Genomic DNA, 18,282 nt, shown 5'->3' on the forward strand with positions numbered 1-18,282 from the left:
ATCAGCCCCGGATGTCCGTGAGCAGGTCCCGCACCTGCGCGTCGTCCTCGTCACCCCACAGCGGCAGGGTGCCCGTGTCGCCCCGCCCACGGCGGTGGAAGAGGGCCGGTTTCGCCACGTCGGCGAGGTGGCCCAGGGTCACGCTGGGGGCGCCTTCGATGGCGGCGAGCGCACGTGCGGCTCTCAGCAGGACGATCTCGCCGCGGTGCCCTGCGAGTTGGAAGCCCTCGGCGAGCGCGGCGCAGCCGGCGTAGACGGCGGAACCGCACTCGACGTGGGCGAGGCGGTGGCGGGCCGCGTTGAGGACGGCGCGTTTCTCGGCGTCGGCCCGCGCCGCGTCCGCCATGAACTGCGAGCCGGGATCGCCGCGTTCGGCCTCGAACTTGACCACCGTCTCCACGATGAGCTGCCGCTTCCGGGCCTCCGATTCGGACTCGACGGCGGCCACGAGCCCGAACCGGTCGAGGAGTTGGGGCCGCAGACCGCCCTCGTCCGGGTTCATGGTGCCCACCAGGGTGAACTCCACGTGCTGCGTCTGTTCCGAGCGGTGGTCGCGCTCCAGCGCGAGGATGCCCGTGGAGGCCGCGTCCAGGATGATGTTGACCAGGTAGTCGTCGAGGAGGTTGATCTCGTCGACGTACAGCATGTGGGCCTTGGACTTGGACGCCTGGACGAGCAGGCCGTCGGACTTGCGGGGTTTGCCCTTCATCAGTTCCTTGATGCGCCAGCCGCCGAGCACCCGGTCGTCCGTGGCGCCGATCGGCATCGTCACGGGCAGGCCGCCCACCGCCATCTTGGTGAAGGCGCGCACGGTGGTCGTCTTGGCGGTGCCGCGCTGCCCGGTGGCGAGCACGCCGCCGACGGCCGGGCAGACGTAGGCGATCTCCAGCGCGGTGCGCAGCTCGGCCTGGCCGACGATCAGCGAGTAGGGCAGCACGGTGGCGAGGGCCGCGGCCTCCTGCTCCGCGTCGTGAGCGGCGTCCGCATCGTGCTCCACGGCATGTTCCGCGGAGTGCTCGATGGCGTCCTCGCCGGGCCCGGTATCGCCCTCGCCGGTGCCGTGGCCGTAGTCGTCCCGCACGTCGTTCGCGTCCGTCATGGTTGTCCCTGTCCCCCGGTCGTGCCTTGATCCTGGTGCGCGGTGTAGCGGAAGGCGGCCGGCAGCGGCACGCCCTGACGCCAGAGGTCGCACCACGCCTCGGCGGTCTTCCGTTCGTCCTCCGGAGCGTCGGGGCGGCGGCCGCCGAGGGCCTCCAGCAGGGCGAACCGGTGCAGGTCGAAGGCGACGTGGACGGACTCGCCGTACGCGAGGGCCGCCTGCACCGCCCCCCGGTACGCCACCCACGACACGAGCAGCGGGACGAGGGCCAGTGCCAGCCACCAGCCGGTCCGCATCAGGACGACCCCGGCGGCCAGGGCCGTGACGGCGGTGGTCACCGCCATCCTGGCCGCCGCGTCCACGGTGTCCCGGCGGTCGTCGACGACCGTGCGGGTCTGCTCACCCAGCAGGGGGTAGAGCCGGGGCCATGCCACCACGGCGTCGTAGCCGAACGCCCGGCCCGCGGTGTCCTCGGCGGCGGCCAGCGCGTTGCCCAGCGCGGTGGGGCGGACCAGGTGGTCGCGCAGGGGGTAGCGGCGGCGCAGCTCGGTGCCCGCGACGCCCGCGCGCTGGACGACGTCCGGAGCGACGGCGGGCGTGGGCGGCGGCCCGGAGCCCGGTGCCCCCGGCGGCAGGACGACGACGGCGGGCAGTGCCGCCCGCCGCTCCCAGGACTCCTTGCGGCGCAACTGCCGGGCGCGTACCCGGTGGGCCCGTCCCAGCCGGTCCGGCCAGGCTCCCTCGAGCAGGCGGACCAGGGAGGTCTGCAACGGGGCGAGCAGGACGGCGAGGAGGGTGACGCCCAGTACGAGGAGGACCGTCTCCCCCACGCCCAGCGCGGCCGCCGTGGCCCAGGCCTGTGAGAAGCGGAGCCGCCCGTCGGCCGGGGGGTGCCAGCCGCGCGCGCCGGCCCAGAACAGCAGGGCGAGGAAGAAGACCGCCGCGTAGGTCGGCAGGTAGCCCACCAGGAAGAACCGCCGCCCGGCCCCGAGCCCCGCGGGTGGCTGCATCGAGGAGCCGAGTTTCACCGGACCAGCTCCATCGTGCCGTGGGCGGCGCAGCGGGGGAGGTCTCCGGCGTCGTAGTACGCGCGCGCCGCGCCTGAGCCACAGGTGGGGCAGGCGAACAGCAGGACCCGGTATCCCGTCGACGTGCCGAGCAGTGCGGCGCGGTCGCCGGCGCCCCAGTCCGCGGCGGCCCCGGGCGTCTCGCCGCCCGCGGAGCCGAGGGCGTCGCGCGCCCTGGCACGGCTGCTGATCCCCACTCCCCGCCCGTCGGCGGCGCCGGGGACGCGGATGGCCACGCCCCGGTACTCGGGATGCTCGTCGAAGAGCGCCGTGATCCGGCGGGCGACCTGCGGTGCGCGGTCATGTCGCGGATCGACCTGGACGGCGTCCTCGAACGTGGTCAGGGCATGGTCCAGGAGACCGCCGTACACGTTCCGCGCCAGCTCGACCGCGTCAATGCCTGACATCGGCCCACACTCCCCCCCGTGGTGCGGCCGTTCCACGACATCACACGCCGTGTCTCGACGAATGCTGATTGTACGGAGATCCACCCACCGGGGAGGCCACTTGCCCCAACTCCACACAACTGTCCCGGCGTGCCACGGCGTCGCGGCGTCTGCGGCCTCGGCGGGTCGGCGTTGTCAGTGGGCTCGGCTACGGTTTCCGCATGGCTGCCCGTACCAAGACCACCAAGGACCGTCCGTCCTACCGCTGCACCGAATGCGGCTGGCAGACGGCCAAGTGGCTCGGCCGTTGCCCCGAGTGCCAGGCGTGGGGGACGGTCGAGGAGTACGGCGCGCCCGCGGTGCGTACGACGGCGCCGGGGCGGGTCACCAGCTCCGCGCTGCCCATCGGGCAGGTCGACGGGCGGCAGGCGACCGCGCGGCCGACCGGTGTGCCCGAGCTGGACCGGGTGCTCGGGGGCGGGCTGGTGCCGGGCGCGGTGGTGCTGCTCGCGGGCGAGCCGGGGGTGGGCAAGTCGACGCTGCTGCTGGACGTTGCGGCCAAGTCGGCGAGTGCGGAGCATCGGACTCTGTATGTGACGGGTGAGGAGTCGGCGAGCCAGGTGCGGCTGCGCGCCGACCGGATCAACGCCATCGACGACCATCTGTATCTCGCGGCCGAGACCGATCTGGCGGCCGTGCTCGGGCACTTGGACGCGGTCAAGCCGTCCCTGCTGATCCTGGACTCCGTGCAGACGGTCGCCTCCCCGGAGATCGACGGTGCGCCCGGCGGCATGGCCCAGGTGCGGGAGGTGGCCGGCGCCCTCATCCGCGCCTCCAAGGAACGCGGCATGTCCACGCTGCTGGTGGGCCATGTCACCAAGGACGGGGCGATCGCCGGACCCCGGCTGCTGGAGCACCTCGTGGACGTGGTGCTCAGCTTCGAGGGCGACCGTCACGCCCGGCTCCGCCTGGTGCGGGGTGTGAAGAACCGGTACGGGGCCACCGACGAGGTCGGCTGCTTCGAACTGCACGACGAGGGCATCACCGGACTTGCCGACCCAAGTGGGCTTTTCCTGACCCGTCGTGCCGAACCGGTCCCCGGTACGTGCCTGACGGTGACCCTGGAGGGCCGCCGCCCGCTGGTGGCGGAGGTGCAGGCCCTCACCGTCGACTCGCAGATCCCCTCCCCGCGGCGGACGACGTCCGGCCTGGAGACCTCACGCGTGTCGATGATGCTCGCCGTGCTGGAGCAGCGGGGCCGGATCAGCGCCCTCGGCAAGCGGGACATCTACTCCGCGACGGTCGGCGGTGTGAAGCTGTCGGAGCCGGCCGCCGACCTCGCCGTCGCGCTCGCGCTGGCCTCGGCCGCCAGTGACACCCCGCTGCCGAAGAACCTCGTCGCCATCGGCGAGGTCGGCCTCGCGGGCGAGGTCAGACGGGTCACGGGCGTGCAGCGCAGGCTCGCCGAGGCGCACCGGCTGGGCTTCACGCACGCGCTCGTACCGGGCGATCCGGGCAAGGTCCCGTCCGGGATGAAGGTGCTGGAAGTGGCCGACATAGGAGACGCGCTGCGGGTCCTTCCCCGGTCCCGTCGCCGAGAGGCCCCGCGGGAGGCGGAGGAGCGCCGGTAGACTTTGCCCTGGTCTCGCCCGTCCGTACGAACCGAGTGCGCGAAACGGGAGCGCCCAAGAACCTGCGACCGGAGGAGTGCAGTGGCAGCCAACGACCGGGCGGCAGCTCCCGGAAAGTCCGGTGGGAGTTCCCGTGCCGATGGCCTGATGCGCGCCTCGCTGAGCGCCGTGGCGCCCGGCACGGCCCTGCGTGACGGCCTCGAACGGGTGCTGCGCGGCAACACCGGCGGACTCATCGTGCTCGGCTCCGACAAGACGGTCGAGGCCATGTGCACGGGCGGTTTCGTGCTGGACGTCGACTTCACGGCGACGCGGCTGCGTGAGCTGTGCAAGCTCGACGGCGGCATCGTGCTCTCCTCCGACCTGTCGAAGATCCTGCGGGCGGGCGTGCAGCTGTTGCCTGACCCGACGATCCCGACGGAGGAGACGGGCACCCGGCACCGCACGGCGGACCGGGTCAGCAAGCAGGTCGGCTTCCCGGTGGTCTCCGTCTCCCAGTCGATGCGGCTGATCGCCCTGTACGTCGACGGGCAGCGCCGCGTCCTGGAGGACTCCGCGGCGATCCTGTCCCGCGCGAACCAGGCCCTGGCCACGCTGGAGCGGTACAAGCTCCGCCTGGACGAGGTCGCGGGCACGCTGTCGGCGCTGGAGATCGAGGACCTGGTGACGGTCCGGGACGTCTCCGCCGTCGCGCAGCGCCTGGAGATGGTGCGCCGCATCGCGACCGAAATCGCCGAATACGTGGTCGAACTGGGCACCGACGGGCGGCTCCTGGCGCTCCAGCTCGACGAGTTGATCGCGGGCGTGGAGCCGGAGCGCGAGCTGGTCGTGCGGGACTACGTCCCGGAGCCCACCGCCAAGCGCTCCCGCACGGTCGACGAGGCCCTCTACGAGCTGGACGCCCTCTCCCACGCCGAGCTGCTCGAGATGCCCACGGTCGCCCGCGCGCTCGGCTACACCGGCTCGCCCGAGGCCCTCGACTCCGCGGTGTCGCCGCGTGGCTTCCGGCTGCTGGCCAAGGTGCCGCGGCTGCCCGGCGCGATCATCGACCGGCTCGTGGAGCACTTCGGCGGCCTCCAGAAGCTGCTCGCCGCGAGCGTGGACGATCTCCAGACCGTGGACGGCGTGGGCGAGGCACGGGCCCGCAGCGTACGGGAGGGTCTGTCCCGGCTGGCGGAGTCTTCGATCCTGGAGCGTTACGTCTGACGTCGGCCCGCATTGTTCAGCCCGTCCGGCGTCTGAGGACGAGGCCGTTCGGGCCGACAGGGAGTCCGGGGGGCGAAGCCCCCTGGCGGCGAGGCCGGATCAGCTAGTCGGCCGACAGCACGAACGACGTCTGCGCCGTGGCGAACCCCGTGGCCTTCGCCTCCACCAGATACGTCCCGGCCTTCGCCGACCCCGCCGGCGGCGTCGCACACTCCGGAGCGCTCGGCTTGCGGTCCCACTTCACGGTGTAGGTGATCGCGCTGCCCGCCGGCACGCGGAAGACCAGACCGCCCGCGCCCTGGGGGCAGTCCGCGGACGACCAGTAGTCGTCGCTGCCATCGGCCTGCGTGATGGTCAGCACGGCCTTCTTGGGGCCGAGGTCGATCTTGCAGTCGCTCCCGGCGCTGTTCTTCGCGGTGAGTTCGAAGGCGGGCGTCTGACCGGGCGAGTAGGTGTTGTGGACGCTGCGCAGGCTCAACGTGACCGCTCCGGCGGAGCAGTTGGGCAGTGTGGAGGACGCCGGAAGCGTGTCCCCCGTACCGACGCCGACGCTGCCGGAGCCGGAGGAACCGCTCCCGCCCGAAGTGCCGGACCCCCCGGACCCTCCGGACCCCGTGCCGTCCCCCGAGTCGTCCCCCGAGCCGGACGATCCGCCGGAGCCGCCCGACCCGCTGCTCCCCGTGTCCCCGCCCCCCGACTCGTCGCGCCCGCCCGGGTGTTGGCTGATCGCGGGGCCCGAGTCGGACGGTCCCGGCGTGATCGAAGGGGCGGGGTTCTTGCCGTCGGACCCTCCGGCGTGGTTCTTGCCGCCGGAGCCGCCCGAGGTGACTATCCAGGTGATCAGCAGCGCCAACACGGCGACCACCGACACCAGTACGACCCTCCGTCGCCAGTAGATGGAGGAGGGAAGCGGCCCGACCGGATTGCGCAGAGATCCCACGGCGCAAACTGTACGAGAGATCGCGCCGCTCGCTCTCCCCACCCGCCGCCCGGACCACAATTTTTCCGGATCATCATTCCGGTAACTCCTCGCACAGGGCCTCCTGTTCCACCTCCGCCCGCACAGCGCCCCCTCCCCGCCGCCGTCAACCCGGCGCACCCCGGCTGGGGCAAGCCGCAAACCGGACGCTTCCAACCCGTGGCAGGATCGGAGGTGACATGACTGAGAAGCTCCACACCCCCGTGATCGCCTGGTTCGACGCCCACGCCCGCGACCTCCCCTGGCGCCGCCCGGAGGCGGGCCCCTGGGGTGTGATGGTCAGCGAGTTCATGCTCCAGCAGACGCCGGTCAGCCGTGTGCTGCCGGTGTACGAGGAGTGGCTGTCCCGCTGGCCCCGCCCGGCGGACCTCGCCAAGGACGCCCCCGGCGAGGCGGTCCGCGCCTGGGGCCGGCTCGGCTACCCCCGCCGGGCCCTGCGGCTGCACGGCGCCGCGGCCGCCATAACGGAACGGCACGGCGGGGACGTACCGACGGACCACGCGCAGCTGCTCGCCCTGCCCGGCATCGGCGAGTACACGGCGGCGGCGGTGGCCTCCTTCGCGTACGGGCAGCGGCACGCGGTGCTGGACACCAACGTCCGCCGGGTGTTCGCCCGGGCGGTCACGGGGGTGCAGTACCCGCCGAACGCCACGACGGCGGCCGAGCGCAAGCTCGCCCGTTCCCTGCTGCCCCAGGACGAGGGGACCGCCGCCCGCTGGGCCGCCGCCTCCATGGAGTTGGGCGCGCTGGTGTGCACGGCGAAGAACGAGGGCTGCCACCGCTGCCCGATCTCGGCGCAGTGCGCCTGGCGGCTGGCGGGCAAACCGGAGCACGCGGGGCCGCCGCGCCGGGGGCAGGCGTACGCCGGTACCGACCGCCAGGTCCGCGGCAAGCTGCTGGCCGTGCTGCGTGACGCGCACGCCCCGGTGCCGCAGGCGGTGCTGGACCGGGTGTGGCACGAGCCGGTACAGCGGGCGCGCGCCCTGGACGGGCTCGTCTCGGACGGTCTGGTGGAGCCGCTGCCGGGCGGTCTGTACCGGCTGCCGCTGGGCTGACACACAGACACATCACAGGGCCAGGGGCTCCGTTACGAACTCTCCTGGCCGTCAAATCACCCTGAACCGGGGCCTTTTGGTCCCCCTCTTTACCCCGAACTCATTTCCGTTACACAACCGACGGACAGCCGAGTGCTACCCGCAGGCTCTCTCGGACAGCCCCGTGACAACAGCTCCGTAGCTTCTTTCCTGTGCCCGGCAGACCACCGGGACGACAGGCACGGGGCCACAGAAAAAACGGGGAACGGAGGCGGTTGATCATGGCGCAGGGCGAGGTGCTCGAGTTCGAAGAGTACGTCCGCACCCGGCAGGACGCGCTGCTGCGCAGCGCCCGCCGGCTGGTGCCCGACCCGGTCGACGCCCAGGATCTGCTCCAGACGGCGCTGGTCCGGACGTACGGCCGCTGGGAGGGCATCGCGGACAAGCGGCTCGCGGACGCCTATCTGCGCCGGGTGATGATCAACACGCGGACCGAGTGGTGGCGGGCGCGGAAGCTGGAGGAGGTCCCCACCGAGCAGCTGCCGGACGCCTCCGTGGACGATTCCACCGAGCAGCACGCCGACCGGGCCCTGCTGATGGACATCATGAAGGTTCTCGCTCCGAAGCAGCGCAGCGTCGTCGTGCTGCGACACTGGGAGCAGATGTCCACGGAGGAGACCGCCACGGCCCTCGGCATGTCGGCCGGGACGGTCAAGAGCACGCTGCACCGGGCGCTCGCCCGGCTCCGCGAGGAGCTGGAGGCCCGCGATCTGGACGCACGCGCGCTGGAGCGTGAGGAGCGGGAGCGTTGCGCGGCCTGACCGGGGCCGGGCCCAGCTGGGCCCGACTGAGCTCGCAGGCGGCGATCACGGCGACGGCCGTGCTCGCCGCCCTCGGCCTTTTCGCCGCCGCCTGTGCGACCGGGGGCACCGGAACCCGGGACGAGGGCCCGGCGCACGCCGACTCGGTGGCCGGCGTCGGGGCCTCCCCCGCGCCCAGCCCCTCCGACACCTTCCGGCGGGTGGACGCGGTCGCGCTCGTCAAGGACGACCCGAAGGTCTCCGAAACGGTCAAGCGGGACCTCAAGCCGTGCTCCGGCGACGACTACCCGGTCGACGTCACCTACGGCAACCTGACCGGCGGCAACGTCGACGACGTCGTCGTCAACGTGCTGACCTGCGGCGACGCGGTGGGCCTCGGGGCGTATGTGTACCGGGCGCAGAGCGGCAGGTACGAGAATGTGTTCAAGGCCGAGGAGTCCCCGGTGTACGCGGAGATCGACCGGGGCGACCTGATGGTGACCAAGCAGGTGTACGAGAAGGGCGACCCCGTGTCCAACCCGTCCGGCGAGAACGTGATCACGTACAGCTGGGCCGCGGGACGCTTCGTCCAGGGGGACTTCCACCACACCGACTACGGCAACGCGGTCGGGGGCGACGCGACTCCGGTGCCGAGCACCTGACTTCGGTGCCGAGCACCTGACTCCGGTGCCGGGCGACCGGCTTCAGTGCCGGCGACCGGCTTCGGTGCCGGGCACCTGAGTGAACCGCTCCGCCGCGCCCTGCGTCACCTGTTCGAGAGCACGACATTCATACGAGGACTGAGAGCACCGGGATGGCAGAACAGACCCACGTCCTGTTCGTGGAGGACGACGACGTCATCCGCGAGGCCACACAGCTCGCCCTGGAGCGGGACGGCTTCGCGGTCACCGCGATGCCCGACGGGTTGTCGGGCCTGGAGTCGTTCCGGGCGAACCGGCCCGACATCGCGCTGCTCGACGTCATGGTCCCGGGCCTGGACGGGGTCAGCCTGTGCCGCCGCATCCGCGACGAGTCGACGGTGCCGGTGATCATGCTGTCGGCACGCGCGGACTCCATCGACGTCGTGCTGGGCCTGGAGGCGGGCGCCGACGACTACGTGACCAAGCCGTTCGACGGGGCCGTGCTGGTCGCCCGGATCCGCGCGGTGCTGCGCCGCTTCGGGCACGCGAGCGGGGACCGGGGGGACGACCCCGGTTCCTCGGTGGACGGCGGGCTGCTGACCTTCGGTGAGCTGGAGGTCGACACCGAGGGCATGGAGGTGCGGCGGGCCGGGCAGCCGGTGGCGCTCACCCCGACCGAGATGCGGCTGCTGCTCGAGTTCTCCTCGGCGCCGGGGACGGTGCTCTCACGCGACAAGCTGCTGGAGCGCGTGTGGGACTACGGCTGGGGCGGGGACACCCGGGTCGTCGACGTCCATGTGCAGCGGCTGCGGACGAAGATCGGCCAGGACCGGATCGAGACGGTCCGTGGCTTCGGTTACAAGCTGAAGGCCTGAGCGGGGCAGGGGCATGCGGGGGATCATTCGGCGCCGGGTCAGGGGACGCGTGGAGCGTGCGAGTCTGCGCACGGGGCTCAGATGGAAGCTCAGCGCGGCGATCGCGCTGGTCGGCGCGCTGGTGGCGATCGCGCTCAGCCTGGTCGTGCACAACGCCGCCCGGGTGTCGATGCTGGACAACGCGCGCGACCTCGCCCTGGAGCGGCTTCAGATTCCCGAGCGGAACTATGGGCTGAACCGGCACACGAACTTCCCGGGCGCCGCGATCGACGACCCGAAGATGCCGCCGGCGCTGCGGGAGAAGGTCGAGGAGGGCCGCCGGGCCACCTTCGTGACGGACCACGGCGGCAACGCGCCGGACATCTGGGCGGCCGTGCCGATGAAGGACGGGCACGTGCTGTCGCTGCACACCCGTTTCACTGACCGCAGCACCGACGTGATGAAGGACCTCGACCAGGCCCTGGTCATCGGGTCCATCGCGGTCGTGCTCGGCGGCAGCGCGCTCGGTGTGCTCATCGGCGGACAGCTCTCGGGCCGGCTGCGCAAGGCGGCGGCCGCGGCGAACCAGGTCGCCCAGGGCGAGCCTGACGTACGGGTGCGGGACGCCATCGGCGGGGTCGTACGGGACGAGACCGACGACCTCGCGCGTGCGGTGGACGCGATGGCGGACGCGCTCCAGCAGCGGCTGGACGCCGAGCGCCGGGTCACCGCCGACATCGCGCACGAGCTGCGCACCCCGGTGACCGGGCTGCTGACGGCGGCCGAGCTGCTGCCGCCCGGCCGGCCGACCGAGCTGGTCCTCGACCGCGCCAAGGCCATGCGCACGCTCGTCGAGGACGTCCTGGAGGTCGCCCGGCTCGACAGCGCATCCGAGCGGGCCGAGCTTCAGGACATCATGCTGGGCGAGTTCGTGGCCCGGCGGGTTGCCGCCAAGGACCCGGGCGTCGCCGTGCGTGTGGTGCACGAGTCGGAGGTGACGACCGACCCGCGGCGCCTGGAGCGGGTGCTGTTCAACCTCCTGGCCAACGCCGCCCGGCACGGCAAGCCGCCCATCGAGGTCAGCGTCGAGGGCCGGGTCATCCGGGTCCGCGACCACGGCCGCGGTTTCCCCGAGGAACTGCTCGCCGAGGGGCCGAGCCGCTTCCGCACCGGCAGCAAGGACCGCGCCGGCCAGGGCCATGGCCTCGGCCTGACCATCGCCGCGGGCCAGGCCCGGGTGCTGGGCGCCCGCCTGACCTTCCGCAACGTCCGGCCCGCGGGCGCGCCCGAGCACGTCCCGGCGGAGGGGGCGGTGGCGGTCCTGTGGCTGCCGGAACACGCACCGACCGCCACCGGCAGCTATCCGATGCTGCCGTAGCCCTCCGGCGGGGTGTCACAGGCGCCCGGCCCGACCCGGGGCCGGCGATCGCGCCGGACCCGACCGATACCGCAGGCACCCACCGCAACAGCGAGTCACCCCACCGGCTCCGCCCGGGCCACCCCGCCGCGCAGCGCCCCGCGCGAGCAGCCCAGCACCGGCACGGAACCCCGCCCGGCGTCACAGGCTCTCGGCCCAGCCCGGGGCCGGTGATCGCCTCAGGCCCGGCCGACGCCGCAGTACCCACCGCGGCAAGGGATCACCGATCCGCCCCGACCAGTCGACCCCGCCGCAGCACCCCGCGCGAGCGGTCCGGCACCGGCACGGAACCCCGCCCGGCGCCGCCGAGTCCCTGCTCCGGCGCCGTAGGCCTCACCGCAGCAGGGACTCCGTGATCCGTTCCGCGGTGGCCGCGTCCAGCGGGGCGTGGCCGAGCAGGAAGCGGTACCAGAAGAAGCCGTAGAACTGGTCGACCAGGATGTCGACGTCCCGGTCGGCGGGCAGTTCGCCGCGCTCGCGCCCGCGCTGGAGGATCCCGCGCACGGCGGCCCGGCGGGACTCGGTGAAGTTCCGCATCAGCTCGGCCAGGTGGGGGTCGCGGGCGGCCTCCCGTACGAGGGTGCGCAGCGCGGGCGCGGAGGGGGCGCGCTGGGACGCCTCGAAGGTGGCGGTCGTCAGCGCCCGCAGGTCGTCGCGGAGGCTGCCGGTGTCCGGCGTGGGCACCTCCTGGGCGGCGTAGTGGGTCAGCGCGTCCAGCAGGACGGCGCCCTTGGAGGGCCACCAGCGGTAGAGCGTCTGCTTTCCGACGCCGGCCGCGCGGGCGATGGTCTCGACGGTCACCGGAGCGCCGTCCGCGTCGGCGATCAGGTCCAGCGCGGCGTCGAGGATCGCCCGGCGGACGGCCTCGTTGCGGCGGCGGCCGGTGTGGGGGCGTGACTCAGCGGGGCGCGGTTCTTTCGTGTCCACGGGCCCATCCTCTCCGAGAGCTCCTCCGGAACTCGCTTGACGAGACTACCGGTCTCGGCAACACTTTAACGAGACCGACGTTCTCGACAAGGGGTCGGGACCCGGCGAGTCACAGGAGAGAAGCCACTCATGAGCACTCCGAACCACGTCAGCTCCCCCGCTTTCGCCGGACAGCGCGTCGCCGTCATGGGCGGCAGCTCGGGCATCGGCGAGGCGGCGGCCGCGGCCTTCGCGGCGGACGGCGCGGAGGTGGTCATCACCGGCCGCGACCAGGAACGGCTCGACGCGGCCGCCACCCGTATCGGCGGCAAGACCTCGGCATACCGCCTGGACGCGGCCGACCGGGCCGCGGTGGACGCCTTCTTCGCCCAGTCCGGCCCCGTAGACCACCTGGTCCTCGCCCTCAGCGGCGCCAGCGGCGGCGGTGCCTTCGCCGAGCTGGACCTCGCGGACCTCGCGGCCGGCTTCGACGGCAAGTTCTGGCCGCACCTGCGCGTCCTCCAGGCGGCCCTGCCCCGGCTGCGCGCCGACGGCTCGGTGACACTGATCACCGCCGCCTCCGCGCGCGCCGCGATGCCCGGCACCGCCGGCCTCGCCGCGATCAACGGCGCCCTGGAGGCGATGGTCCCGCCGCTCGCCGTCGAGCTGGCCCCGCTCAGGGTCAACGCCGTCTCGCCGGGCGTCGTCGACACGCCCTGGTGGGGCGCCATGCCGGCCGAGCAGCGCCAGGCCACCTTCGACGCCCTCGCCGCCGCGACCCCCGTGGGCCGGGTCGGACGTCCCGAGGACATCGCCCGCGCCATCCACATGCTGGCCGCGAACACCTTCGTGACCGGAGTCGTTCTGGAGGCGACGGGCGGGGTGAACCTGGCGACGGGGCGCTGACCTCAGGGAACCTCAGGGACCGCCCCGGGCCGGACTCAGGTCGCCCATCCCTTCGACATGTCGAGGTCGCCCTCACGCGGCTGAGTGAAGGAGAACCAGTTGCCGGAGTCGTCGCGGAACAGCGCCTCCGTGCCGTACGGACGCTCCTGCGGCTCCTGGAGGAACTCCACACCGCGCTCCTTGAGCGTCTTGTAGTCGCCGTGGATGTCGTCGGTGGTCAGCACACCGGCGCCGAGCACCCCCTTGGCCACCAGCTTCTTCACCATTTCGGCGGACTCGGGGTCCATCGCGGGCGGCCCCGGCACCATCAGCGTGAGCTCCACGTCGGGCTGGCTCCCGGCGCCCACGGTCAGCCAGCGCATGCCGCCGTCGCCCATCGTGAGGTCCGTGCGGACCTCGAGTCCCAGCTTCTCGGTGTAGAACTCCTTGGCCCGGTCCTGGTCGAGTACCCAGACGGTAGAGATCTTGAGTCCCCTGATCACGGCGCGCTCCTGTCCACGGCGATCGGCTCCTGCGCGGCCGATCGGCTTCTGCGCAGCCACCGTAGGCAGGGGCGGCCTCAGCCCGCTTCTCCGGAATTGCGCTCCGCGGCGCCCGGGCCCCTCCGGAACCCTCCCGCCCACAGCATGGCGTAGCACCCGGGTATGAGCGCGGCTCCGCGCCCCACGTGCTTCGTCCGGTACTCGCTGGGCGTCAGCCCGGTCCACGTCTTGAACCGGGCCGAGAAGGTGCCCAAGCTGCTGAAGCCCACCAGATGGCAGATCTCGGTCACCGACAGGTTGGCGGTGCGCAGCATCTCCTCGGCCCGCTCGATGCGGCGGTGCGTCAGGTACTGGCCGGGTGTCTCGCCGTACGTCTCCTTGAAGGCCCGTATGAAGTGGTAGCGCGAATATCCGGCGTGCGCGGCCACCGCGTCCAGGTCGAGCCCCGGGTCGGCCCAGTCGCGGTCCATGGCGTCCTTGGCCAGGCGCAACTGGCGCAGTTTGTCCATACGGGGATGGTGGCACGGGGTACTGACAACGGCGCCGTGACTTCGGCCGCGCATGGCGAAGGCCCCCGGGGCGGACACTCTCCGGGGGCCTTCGGCTCACTGTCCGGTCAGACTGCCTCGATGACCGGTGCCGGTACCGCGTCGGCGTTGTCCGCCGCGCCGCCCTCCGACTTCTGCGGTCCGCCCTTGAGCGGGACCTCCTTGACGAAGAAGGCCGCCACCAGCACGACCACCGCGACGACGGCGCCCAGCAGGAACGCCGAGTGCGTACCGGCGGAGACCGCGTGCTGGTACGCCTCCCGCGCCGCCGCCGGCAGCTTCGCCAGGCTGGCCGCGTCGAGCTGCGCGGACTGCTCGGTGACCTTGGAGCCCTGCGAGCCGGCCCGCTCGGCCATGACGTCCTGGACCCGGTTGTTGAACAGCGCACCCATGATGGCGACGCCGAAGGAGGAGCCGAGCGTACGGAAGAGGGTGGTGGACGAGGACGCCACGCCCATGTCCTTCATCTCCACGCTGTTCTGCGCGACCAGCATGGTGATCTGCATCAGGCAGCCCATGCCGAGGCCGAGGACGGCCATGAACACCCCGGAGGTGAGCCGGGAGGTCCCCGTGTCCATCGTGGACAGCAGGTACAGGCCGGTGATCATCAGGACGCCGCCGGCGATCGGGAAGGCCTTGTAGCGCCCGCTGTTGGTGGTGACCCGTCCGGCGACCATCGAGGTCACCAGCATCGCGCCGAGCATCGGCAGGAGCAGCAGCCCGGAGTTGGTCGCGGACGCGCCCTGCACGGACTGCTGGTACAGCGGCAGGAAGAGCGTGGCGCCGAACATCACGAAGCCGGTGATGAAGCCGATGACGGACATCAGCGTGAAGTTGCGGCTGCGGAAGATGTGCAGCGGTACGACCGGCTCGGCGGCCCGGGTCTGCCAGAACACGAACCCGACCAGCGCGGCGACACCGATGCCGATCAGCTCCATGATCCGCGCGGACGTCCACGCGTACTCCGAGCCGCCCCAGGTGGTGACCAGCACGATCGAGGTGATGCCGATGGTCAGCAGCGCGGCGCCGAGGTAGTCGATGCGCGCCTTGCTCCGCTTCTTCGGCAGGTGCAGCACGGCACTGACCAGCGCCAGCGCGACCGCGCCGAGCGGCAGGTTGATGTAGAAGGACCAGCGCCAGCCCCAGTTGTCGGTGATGGTGCCGCCGACCAGCGGACCGCCGATCATCGCCAGCGCCATGACGCCGGCCATCATGCCCTGGTACTTGCCGCGCTCCCGGGGCGGGATCAGGTCACCGATGATCGCCATGACCCCGACCATCAGACCGCCGGCGCCGAGCCCCTGAACGGCCCGGAACCCGATGAGCTCGCCCATGTTCTGGGCCATGCCGCTGAGCGCGGACCCGATCAGGAAGATCACGATCGAGGTGAGGAAGGTGGCCTTGCGGCCGAACATGTCGCCGAGCTTGCCCCAGATCGGGGTCGCCGCGGCGGTCGCCAGGGTGTAGCCGGTCACCACCCACGACAGGTGTTCCAGGCCGCCCAGCTCGCCCACGATCGTCGGCATCGCGGTGCCCACGATCATGTTGTCCAGCATCGCGAGCATCATCGCGATCATGAGTGCGAGCAGGACGACCCGCACGCTCCGGGGCTTTTTGCCCTCTATTTCATTGCTTTCCACGCTTTGTGCGCCCTCTGCGTCCGCCATCTTTGCCACTCCCCCAGGACCGCTACTTACTTGCCGCCCGGCTAGTTCACTACACTGGTGAAGGTAGCGATGTCACTAGCCGGGCGTCAAGTAAGTTTCCGCGGGAGCGCGAGGAGTACGAGGATGGGCGTCACCATGGACGGCACCAAGCAGCGGCGCCGCGGCAACACCCGCCAGCGCATCCAGGACGTGGCCCTCGAACTCTTCGCCGAGCAGGGCTACGAGAAGACGTCCCTGCGCGAGATCGCCGAGCGCCTGGACGTCACGAAGGCGGCGCTCTACTACCACTTCAAGACCAAGGAAGAGATCATCGTCAGCCTCTTCGAGGATCTGACGCAGCCGATCCAGGACCTGATCGAGTGGGGCGCGCGGCAGCCGCACACACTGGAGACGAAGCAGGAGATCGTACGGCGTTACAGCCAGGCGCTGACCGGCGCCGAGCGGCTCTTCCGCTTCATGCAGGAGAACCAGGCGACGGTACGGGAACTGCGCATCGGCGACGCCTTCAAGGACCGCATGCGCGGCCTGCGCGACATCATCATCGACCCCGACGCGGACCTGGTCGACCAGGTCCGCTGCGTCAGCGCCCTGTTCACCCTGCACGCGGGCATGTTCATCATGCAGGACGTCGAAGGCGACCCCGAGAAGAGGCGCGAGGCGGTTCTCGAGGTCGCCGTGGACCTGGTCACGCAGGCGCACGAGGGCGCCCGCGGGACGAGGAGTTAGACGATCACGCCCTTGGCCCGCAGGAAGGGGACCGGGTCGATCCCGGAACCGTAGTTCGGGGTCGTGCGGATCTCGAAGTGCAGGTGCGGGCCGGTGGAGTTGCCCGTGTTGCCGGACTTGGCTATGTGCTGGCCGGTGCCGACGACCTGGCCGGCCCTGACGTCGATCCGCGACAGGTGGGCGTACTGCGAGTACTGCCCGTCGGCGTGCTTGATGACGATGGCGTTGCCGTAGGCGGGCCCGTCGCCGGCGCCGTTGCCGCCGGCCTTGACCACGGTGCCGCCGTGCGCGGCGACGACGTCCGTACCGCTCGGCACGGCGAAGTCCTGCCCGCTGTGCTTGTGCATCCAGTGGCTGCCGGCCTGGTCGAAGCCCGCGGACAGCGTGTACTTCTTCACCGGGTCGACCCAGGCGGCGGCCGACTTGGCGGGCTTGGCGGCAGGCTTCGCGGCGTGCTTGGCAGCGGGCTTCGCGGCGGCCGTCGCGGTGTGGGTGGCGGCGTGCGGGACGGCGGCGCTCGCGACTCCGACCCCCAGCACGGCCGACGCGCCCACGCCGGCGGCCAGGGCGGCGGCACGGGTGCGCAGCAGGGGCGTACGGGGGAAGCGGAACGGGACGCGCTGGAGCATCGAGACCTCGTGAGTTCGGGGACAGAGAGACCACCCGATGCGACTGGCGTCCGGCGGGTGGCGCCATCCCTTGGTACAGCCCGGCCCCATTCACCCCAAAACGGTCAAACTACGGCCATAGGTAGTACGCAGCCCCGAAACTTCACCCCTTCTTGACAGGCGAGAGGCGGCCGACAGCCGCTTCCACTCCACCCACAAGTCCCACTATCTCCACTAGTACCGGACATATCGCCTGTGTGGCATGTCACCGACTCCCAAGATCCACGAACCCCCGAATGTGACCCGCGCTACGCGCCAGGCGCGGGTCAACGGCGCAACGTCCGGCCGCTGTCGGGCCGGAACCACACGCCTTTGCCCCGCTCGGCCCCGGTCACCCCGAATCCGTCGGCGAGCGAGGCCACGAGCAACAGCCCACGCCCGGACTCGGCGTCGCCGTCGACACGGCCCTGCGGACAGGGCGGCAGGTGGCTCCCGTCGTACACGGCAACGCGTACCCCCGCCGCTTCGACGGTGGCCCGGAGGTGCACTTCGCCCCGTACGTGCTGGTGCACGTTGGTCACCAGCTCGGAGGTGCACAGGGCGGCCGTGTCGGTGAGATCCCCGAGCCCAAGTGTGTGCAGCATGGACCGCACGAAGTCCCGGCAGACCTTGGGCGAGGTCACGACGGTGGGGGTGAAGAGGGTGTAGGTGAGCGGAAGTTGCACGGCGGACGCCTCCAAGGCGCGGAGCAGCGAACACAGGAAGACGAAGGCTGGGGCACGAAGGTCGTGGCCAGGCTCGCGGCGGATCTGAAGGCGGCCTTTCCGGGGCAGCGCGGATTCTCCCGAAGCAACCTGATGTACATGCACAAGATGGCCCGCATCTGGCCGGAGCCAATTGTCCAACAGCCTGTTGGACAATTGCCGTGGGATCACGTCACGGTCCTCATGGGCAAGCTCGACACCCGCTCCGAGCTGGACTTCTACGCCACCGAAGCCGTCCGCAACGGCTGGTCGCGTGCGTTGCTGGACCGCTTCATCCACCAGGATCTGCACCTCACCCAGGGCTCCGCGGCAACCAATTTCCAGGTGACGGTCCCCGACGACTCGGCCGTACTCAAGGAACTGGCCCGGGACCCGGTACCGCCTCGACTTCCTCGGCCTCGACAAGCACCACGCGGAGCACGAACTCGAAGAGGCGATCGTCGCCAACATGGTCCGCTTCCTTTGGGCTTCGCCTTCGTCGGCCGCCAGTACCCGGTGCACATCGGCGGCGAGGAATACCGCATCGACCTGCTCTTCTACCACCTCAAGCTGCACCGCTAC

At 71.6% G+C, this 18,282-nt stretch carries 19 protein-coding genes and 1 pseudogene; 10 read left to right on the top strand and 10 right to left on the bottom strand.

All coding sequences use genetic code 11. The features are described from left to right. Nucleotide 1 precedes the first annotated feature (1 nt). Genes ACWGJM_RS40655 through ACWGJM_RS40665 form a run of 3 tightly spaced genes read right to left on the bottom strand, consistent with a single transcriptional unit; the run spans nt 2 to nt 2,573 of the window. The gene (locus ACWGJM_RS40655) at nt 2-1,099 is read right to left on the bottom strand and encodes an AAA family ATPase (protein WP_453416795.1); all 1,098 of its coding nucleotides are present in this window, start codon (nt 1,097-1,099) and stop codon (nt 2-4) included. Further along, on the bottom strand, nt 1,096-2,127 hold the full coding sequence (locus ACWGJM_RS40660; RefSeq protein WP_453416796.1) for a hypothetical protein: 1,032 nt from the start codon (nt 2,125-2,127) through the stop codon (nt 1,096-1,098). The genes ACWGJM_RS40655 and ACWGJM_RS40660 overlap by 4 nt, the downstream gene beginning before the upstream one ends. Then, on the bottom strand, nt 2,124-2,573 hold the full coding sequence (locus ACWGJM_RS40665) for a hypothetical protein (protein WP_453416797.1): 450 nt from the start codon (nt 2,571-2,573) through the stop codon (nt 2,124-2,126). Before ACWGJM_RS40665 ends, ACWGJM_RS40660 begins: the two co-directional genes overlap by 4 nt. Before the next feature lie 200 nt (nt 2,574-2,773). On the opposite strand from ACWGJM_RS40665, the gene radA reads away from it, so the two are divergent. After that, nucleotides 2,774-4,183: a DNA repair protein RadA gene (radA, locus tag ACWGJM_RS40670; RefSeq protein WP_453416798.1), complete on the top strand. Its 1,410-nt coding sequence runs from the start codon at nt 2,774-2,776 to the stop codon at nt 4,181-4,183. A gap of 81 nt (nt 4,184-4,264) precedes the next feature. Beyond that, nucleotides 4,265-5,389, top strand: a complete 1,125-nt coding sequence (gene disA, locus ACWGJM_RS40675; protein ID WP_453416799.1) for a DNA integrity scanning diadenylate cyclase DisA — start codon at nt 4,265-4,267, stop codon at nt 5,387-5,389. A 103-nt stretch (nt 5,390-5,492) separates the two neighbouring features. Here disA and ACWGJM_RS40680 read toward each other — a convergent pair whose 3' ends face one another. Then, on the bottom strand, nt 5,493-6,329 hold the full coding sequence (locus ACWGJM_RS40680) for a hypothetical protein (protein WP_453416800.1): 837 nt from the start codon (nt 6,327-6,329) through the stop codon (nt 5,493-5,495). 218 nt (nt 6,330-6,547) lie between these two features. On the opposite strand from ACWGJM_RS40680, the gene ACWGJM_RS40685 reads away from it, so the two are divergent. The 5 genes from ACWGJM_RS40685 (at nt 6,548) to cseC (ending at nt 11,075) form a co-directional block, all read left to right on the top strand. Then, nucleotides 6,548-7,423: an A/G-specific adenine glycosylase gene (locus tag ACWGJM_RS40685; RefSeq protein ID WP_453416801.1), complete on the top strand. Its 876-nt coding sequence runs from the start codon at nt 6,548-6,550 to the stop codon at nt 7,421-7,423. Nucleotides 7,424-7,683: 260 nt separating this feature from the next. Beyond that, nucleotides 7,684-8,223 carry a SigE family RNA polymerase sigma factor gene (locus tag ACWGJM_RS40690; protein WP_453416802.1) on the top strand — a complete coding sequence of 180 codons (540 nt, stop codon included), beginning with the start codon at nt 7,684-7,686 and terminating at the stop codon, nt 8,221-8,223. After that, complete coding sequence (locus tag ACWGJM_RS40695) at nt 8,211-8,864, top strand: hypothetical protein (protein WP_453416803.1); 654 nt, start codon at nt 8,211-8,213, stop codon at nt 8,862-8,864. The genes ACWGJM_RS40690 and ACWGJM_RS40695 overlap by 13 nt, the downstream gene beginning before the upstream one ends. A 152-nt stretch (nt 8,865-9,016) precedes the next feature. After that, the gene (gene cseB / locus ACWGJM_RS40700) at nt 9,017-9,718 is read left to right on the top strand and encodes a two-component system response regulator CseB (protein ID WP_453416804.1); all 702 of its coding nucleotides are present in this window, start codon (nt 9,017-9,019) and stop codon (nt 9,716-9,718) included. Nucleotides 9,719-9,731: 13 nt separating this feature from the next. Beyond that, nucleotides 9,732-11,075: a two-component system sensor histidine kinase CseC gene (gene cseC / locus ACWGJM_RS40705; RefSeq protein WP_453416805.1), complete on the top strand. Its 1,344-nt coding sequence runs from the start codon at nt 9,732-9,734 to the stop codon at nt 11,073-11,075. Between the two features lie 372 nt (nt 11,076-11,447). On the opposite strand, the gene ACWGJM_RS40710 is transcribed toward cseC, so the two are convergent. Continuing rightward, a complete protein-coding gene (locus ACWGJM_RS40710) occupies nt 11,448-12,041 on the bottom strand; it encodes a TetR/AcrR family transcriptional regulator (RefSeq protein ID WP_453416806.1) in 594 nt (197 codons plus the stop codon). Between the two features lie 129 nt (nt 12,042-12,170). On the opposite strand from ACWGJM_RS40710, the gene ACWGJM_RS40715 reads away from it, so the two are divergent. After that, nucleotides 12,171-12,926 carry an SDR family oxidoreductase gene (locus ACWGJM_RS40715; protein ID WP_453416807.1) on the top strand — a complete coding sequence of 252 codons (756 nt, stop codon included), beginning with the start codon at nt 12,171-12,173 and terminating at the stop codon, nt 12,924-12,926. Nucleotides 12,927-12,961: 35 nt separating this feature from the next. Here ACWGJM_RS40715 and ACWGJM_RS40720 read toward each other — a convergent pair whose 3' ends face one another. The 3 genes from ACWGJM_RS40720 to ACWGJM_RS40730 form a co-directional block, all read right to left on the bottom strand. After that, nucleotides 12,962-13,408, bottom strand: coding sequence for a VOC family protein (locus ACWGJM_RS40720; protein WP_453416808.1), 447 nt, complete (start codon nt 13,406-13,408; stop codon nt 12,962-12,964). A 77-nt stretch (nt 13,409-13,485) separates the two neighbouring features. Further along, nucleotides 13,486-13,917 carry a helix-turn-helix transcriptional regulator gene (locus tag ACWGJM_RS40725; protein WP_453416809.1) on the bottom strand — a complete coding sequence of 144 codons (432 nt, stop codon included), beginning with the start codon at nt 13,915-13,917 and terminating at the stop codon, nt 13,486-13,488. Nucleotides 13,918-14,024: 107 nt separating this feature from the next. Beyond that, complete coding sequence (locus tag ACWGJM_RS40730; protein WP_453416810.1) at nt 14,025-15,623, bottom strand: MDR family MFS transporter; 1,599 nt, start codon at nt 15,621-15,623, stop codon at nt 14,025-14,027. A gap of 123 nt (nt 15,624-15,746) precedes the next feature. Here ACWGJM_RS40730 and ACWGJM_RS40735 point away from each other — a divergent pair, with 123 nt between their 5' ends. Next, complete coding sequence (locus ACWGJM_RS40735; RefSeq protein ID WP_453416811.1) at nt 15,747-16,349, top strand: TetR/AcrR family transcriptional regulator; 603 nt, start codon at nt 15,747-15,749, stop codon at nt 16,347-16,349. Here the strand turns inward: ACWGJM_RS40735 and ACWGJM_RS40740 are convergent. Continuing rightward, nucleotides 16,346-16,978, bottom strand: coding sequence for a M23 family metallopeptidase (locus ACWGJM_RS40740; protein ID WP_453416812.1), 633 nt, complete (start codon nt 16,976-16,978; stop codon nt 16,346-16,348). The genes ACWGJM_RS40735 and ACWGJM_RS40740 overlap by 4 nt on opposite strands. Before the next feature lie 305 nt (nt 16,979-17,283). Continuing rightward, nucleotides 17,284-17,682 (bottom strand): ATP-binding protein, encoded by a 399-nt coding sequence (locus ACWGJM_RS40745; RefSeq protein ID WP_453416813.1) that lies wholly within the window; start codon nt 17,680-17,682, stop codon nt 17,284-17,286. Here ACWGJM_RS40745 and ACWGJM_RS40750 point away from each other — a divergent pair. Then, nucleotides 17,593-18,249 (top strand): annotated as a pseudogene (locus ACWGJM_RS40750) (DUF1016 N-terminal domain-containing protein); the annotation flags it as partial. The gene ACWGJM_RS40745 and the pseudogene ACWGJM_RS40750 sit on opposite strands and share 90 nt — an antisense overlap. Nucleotides 18,250-18,282: the final 33 nt, after the last annotated feature.

This window comes from Streptomyces sp. NPDC054834 (assembly GCF_053611185.1).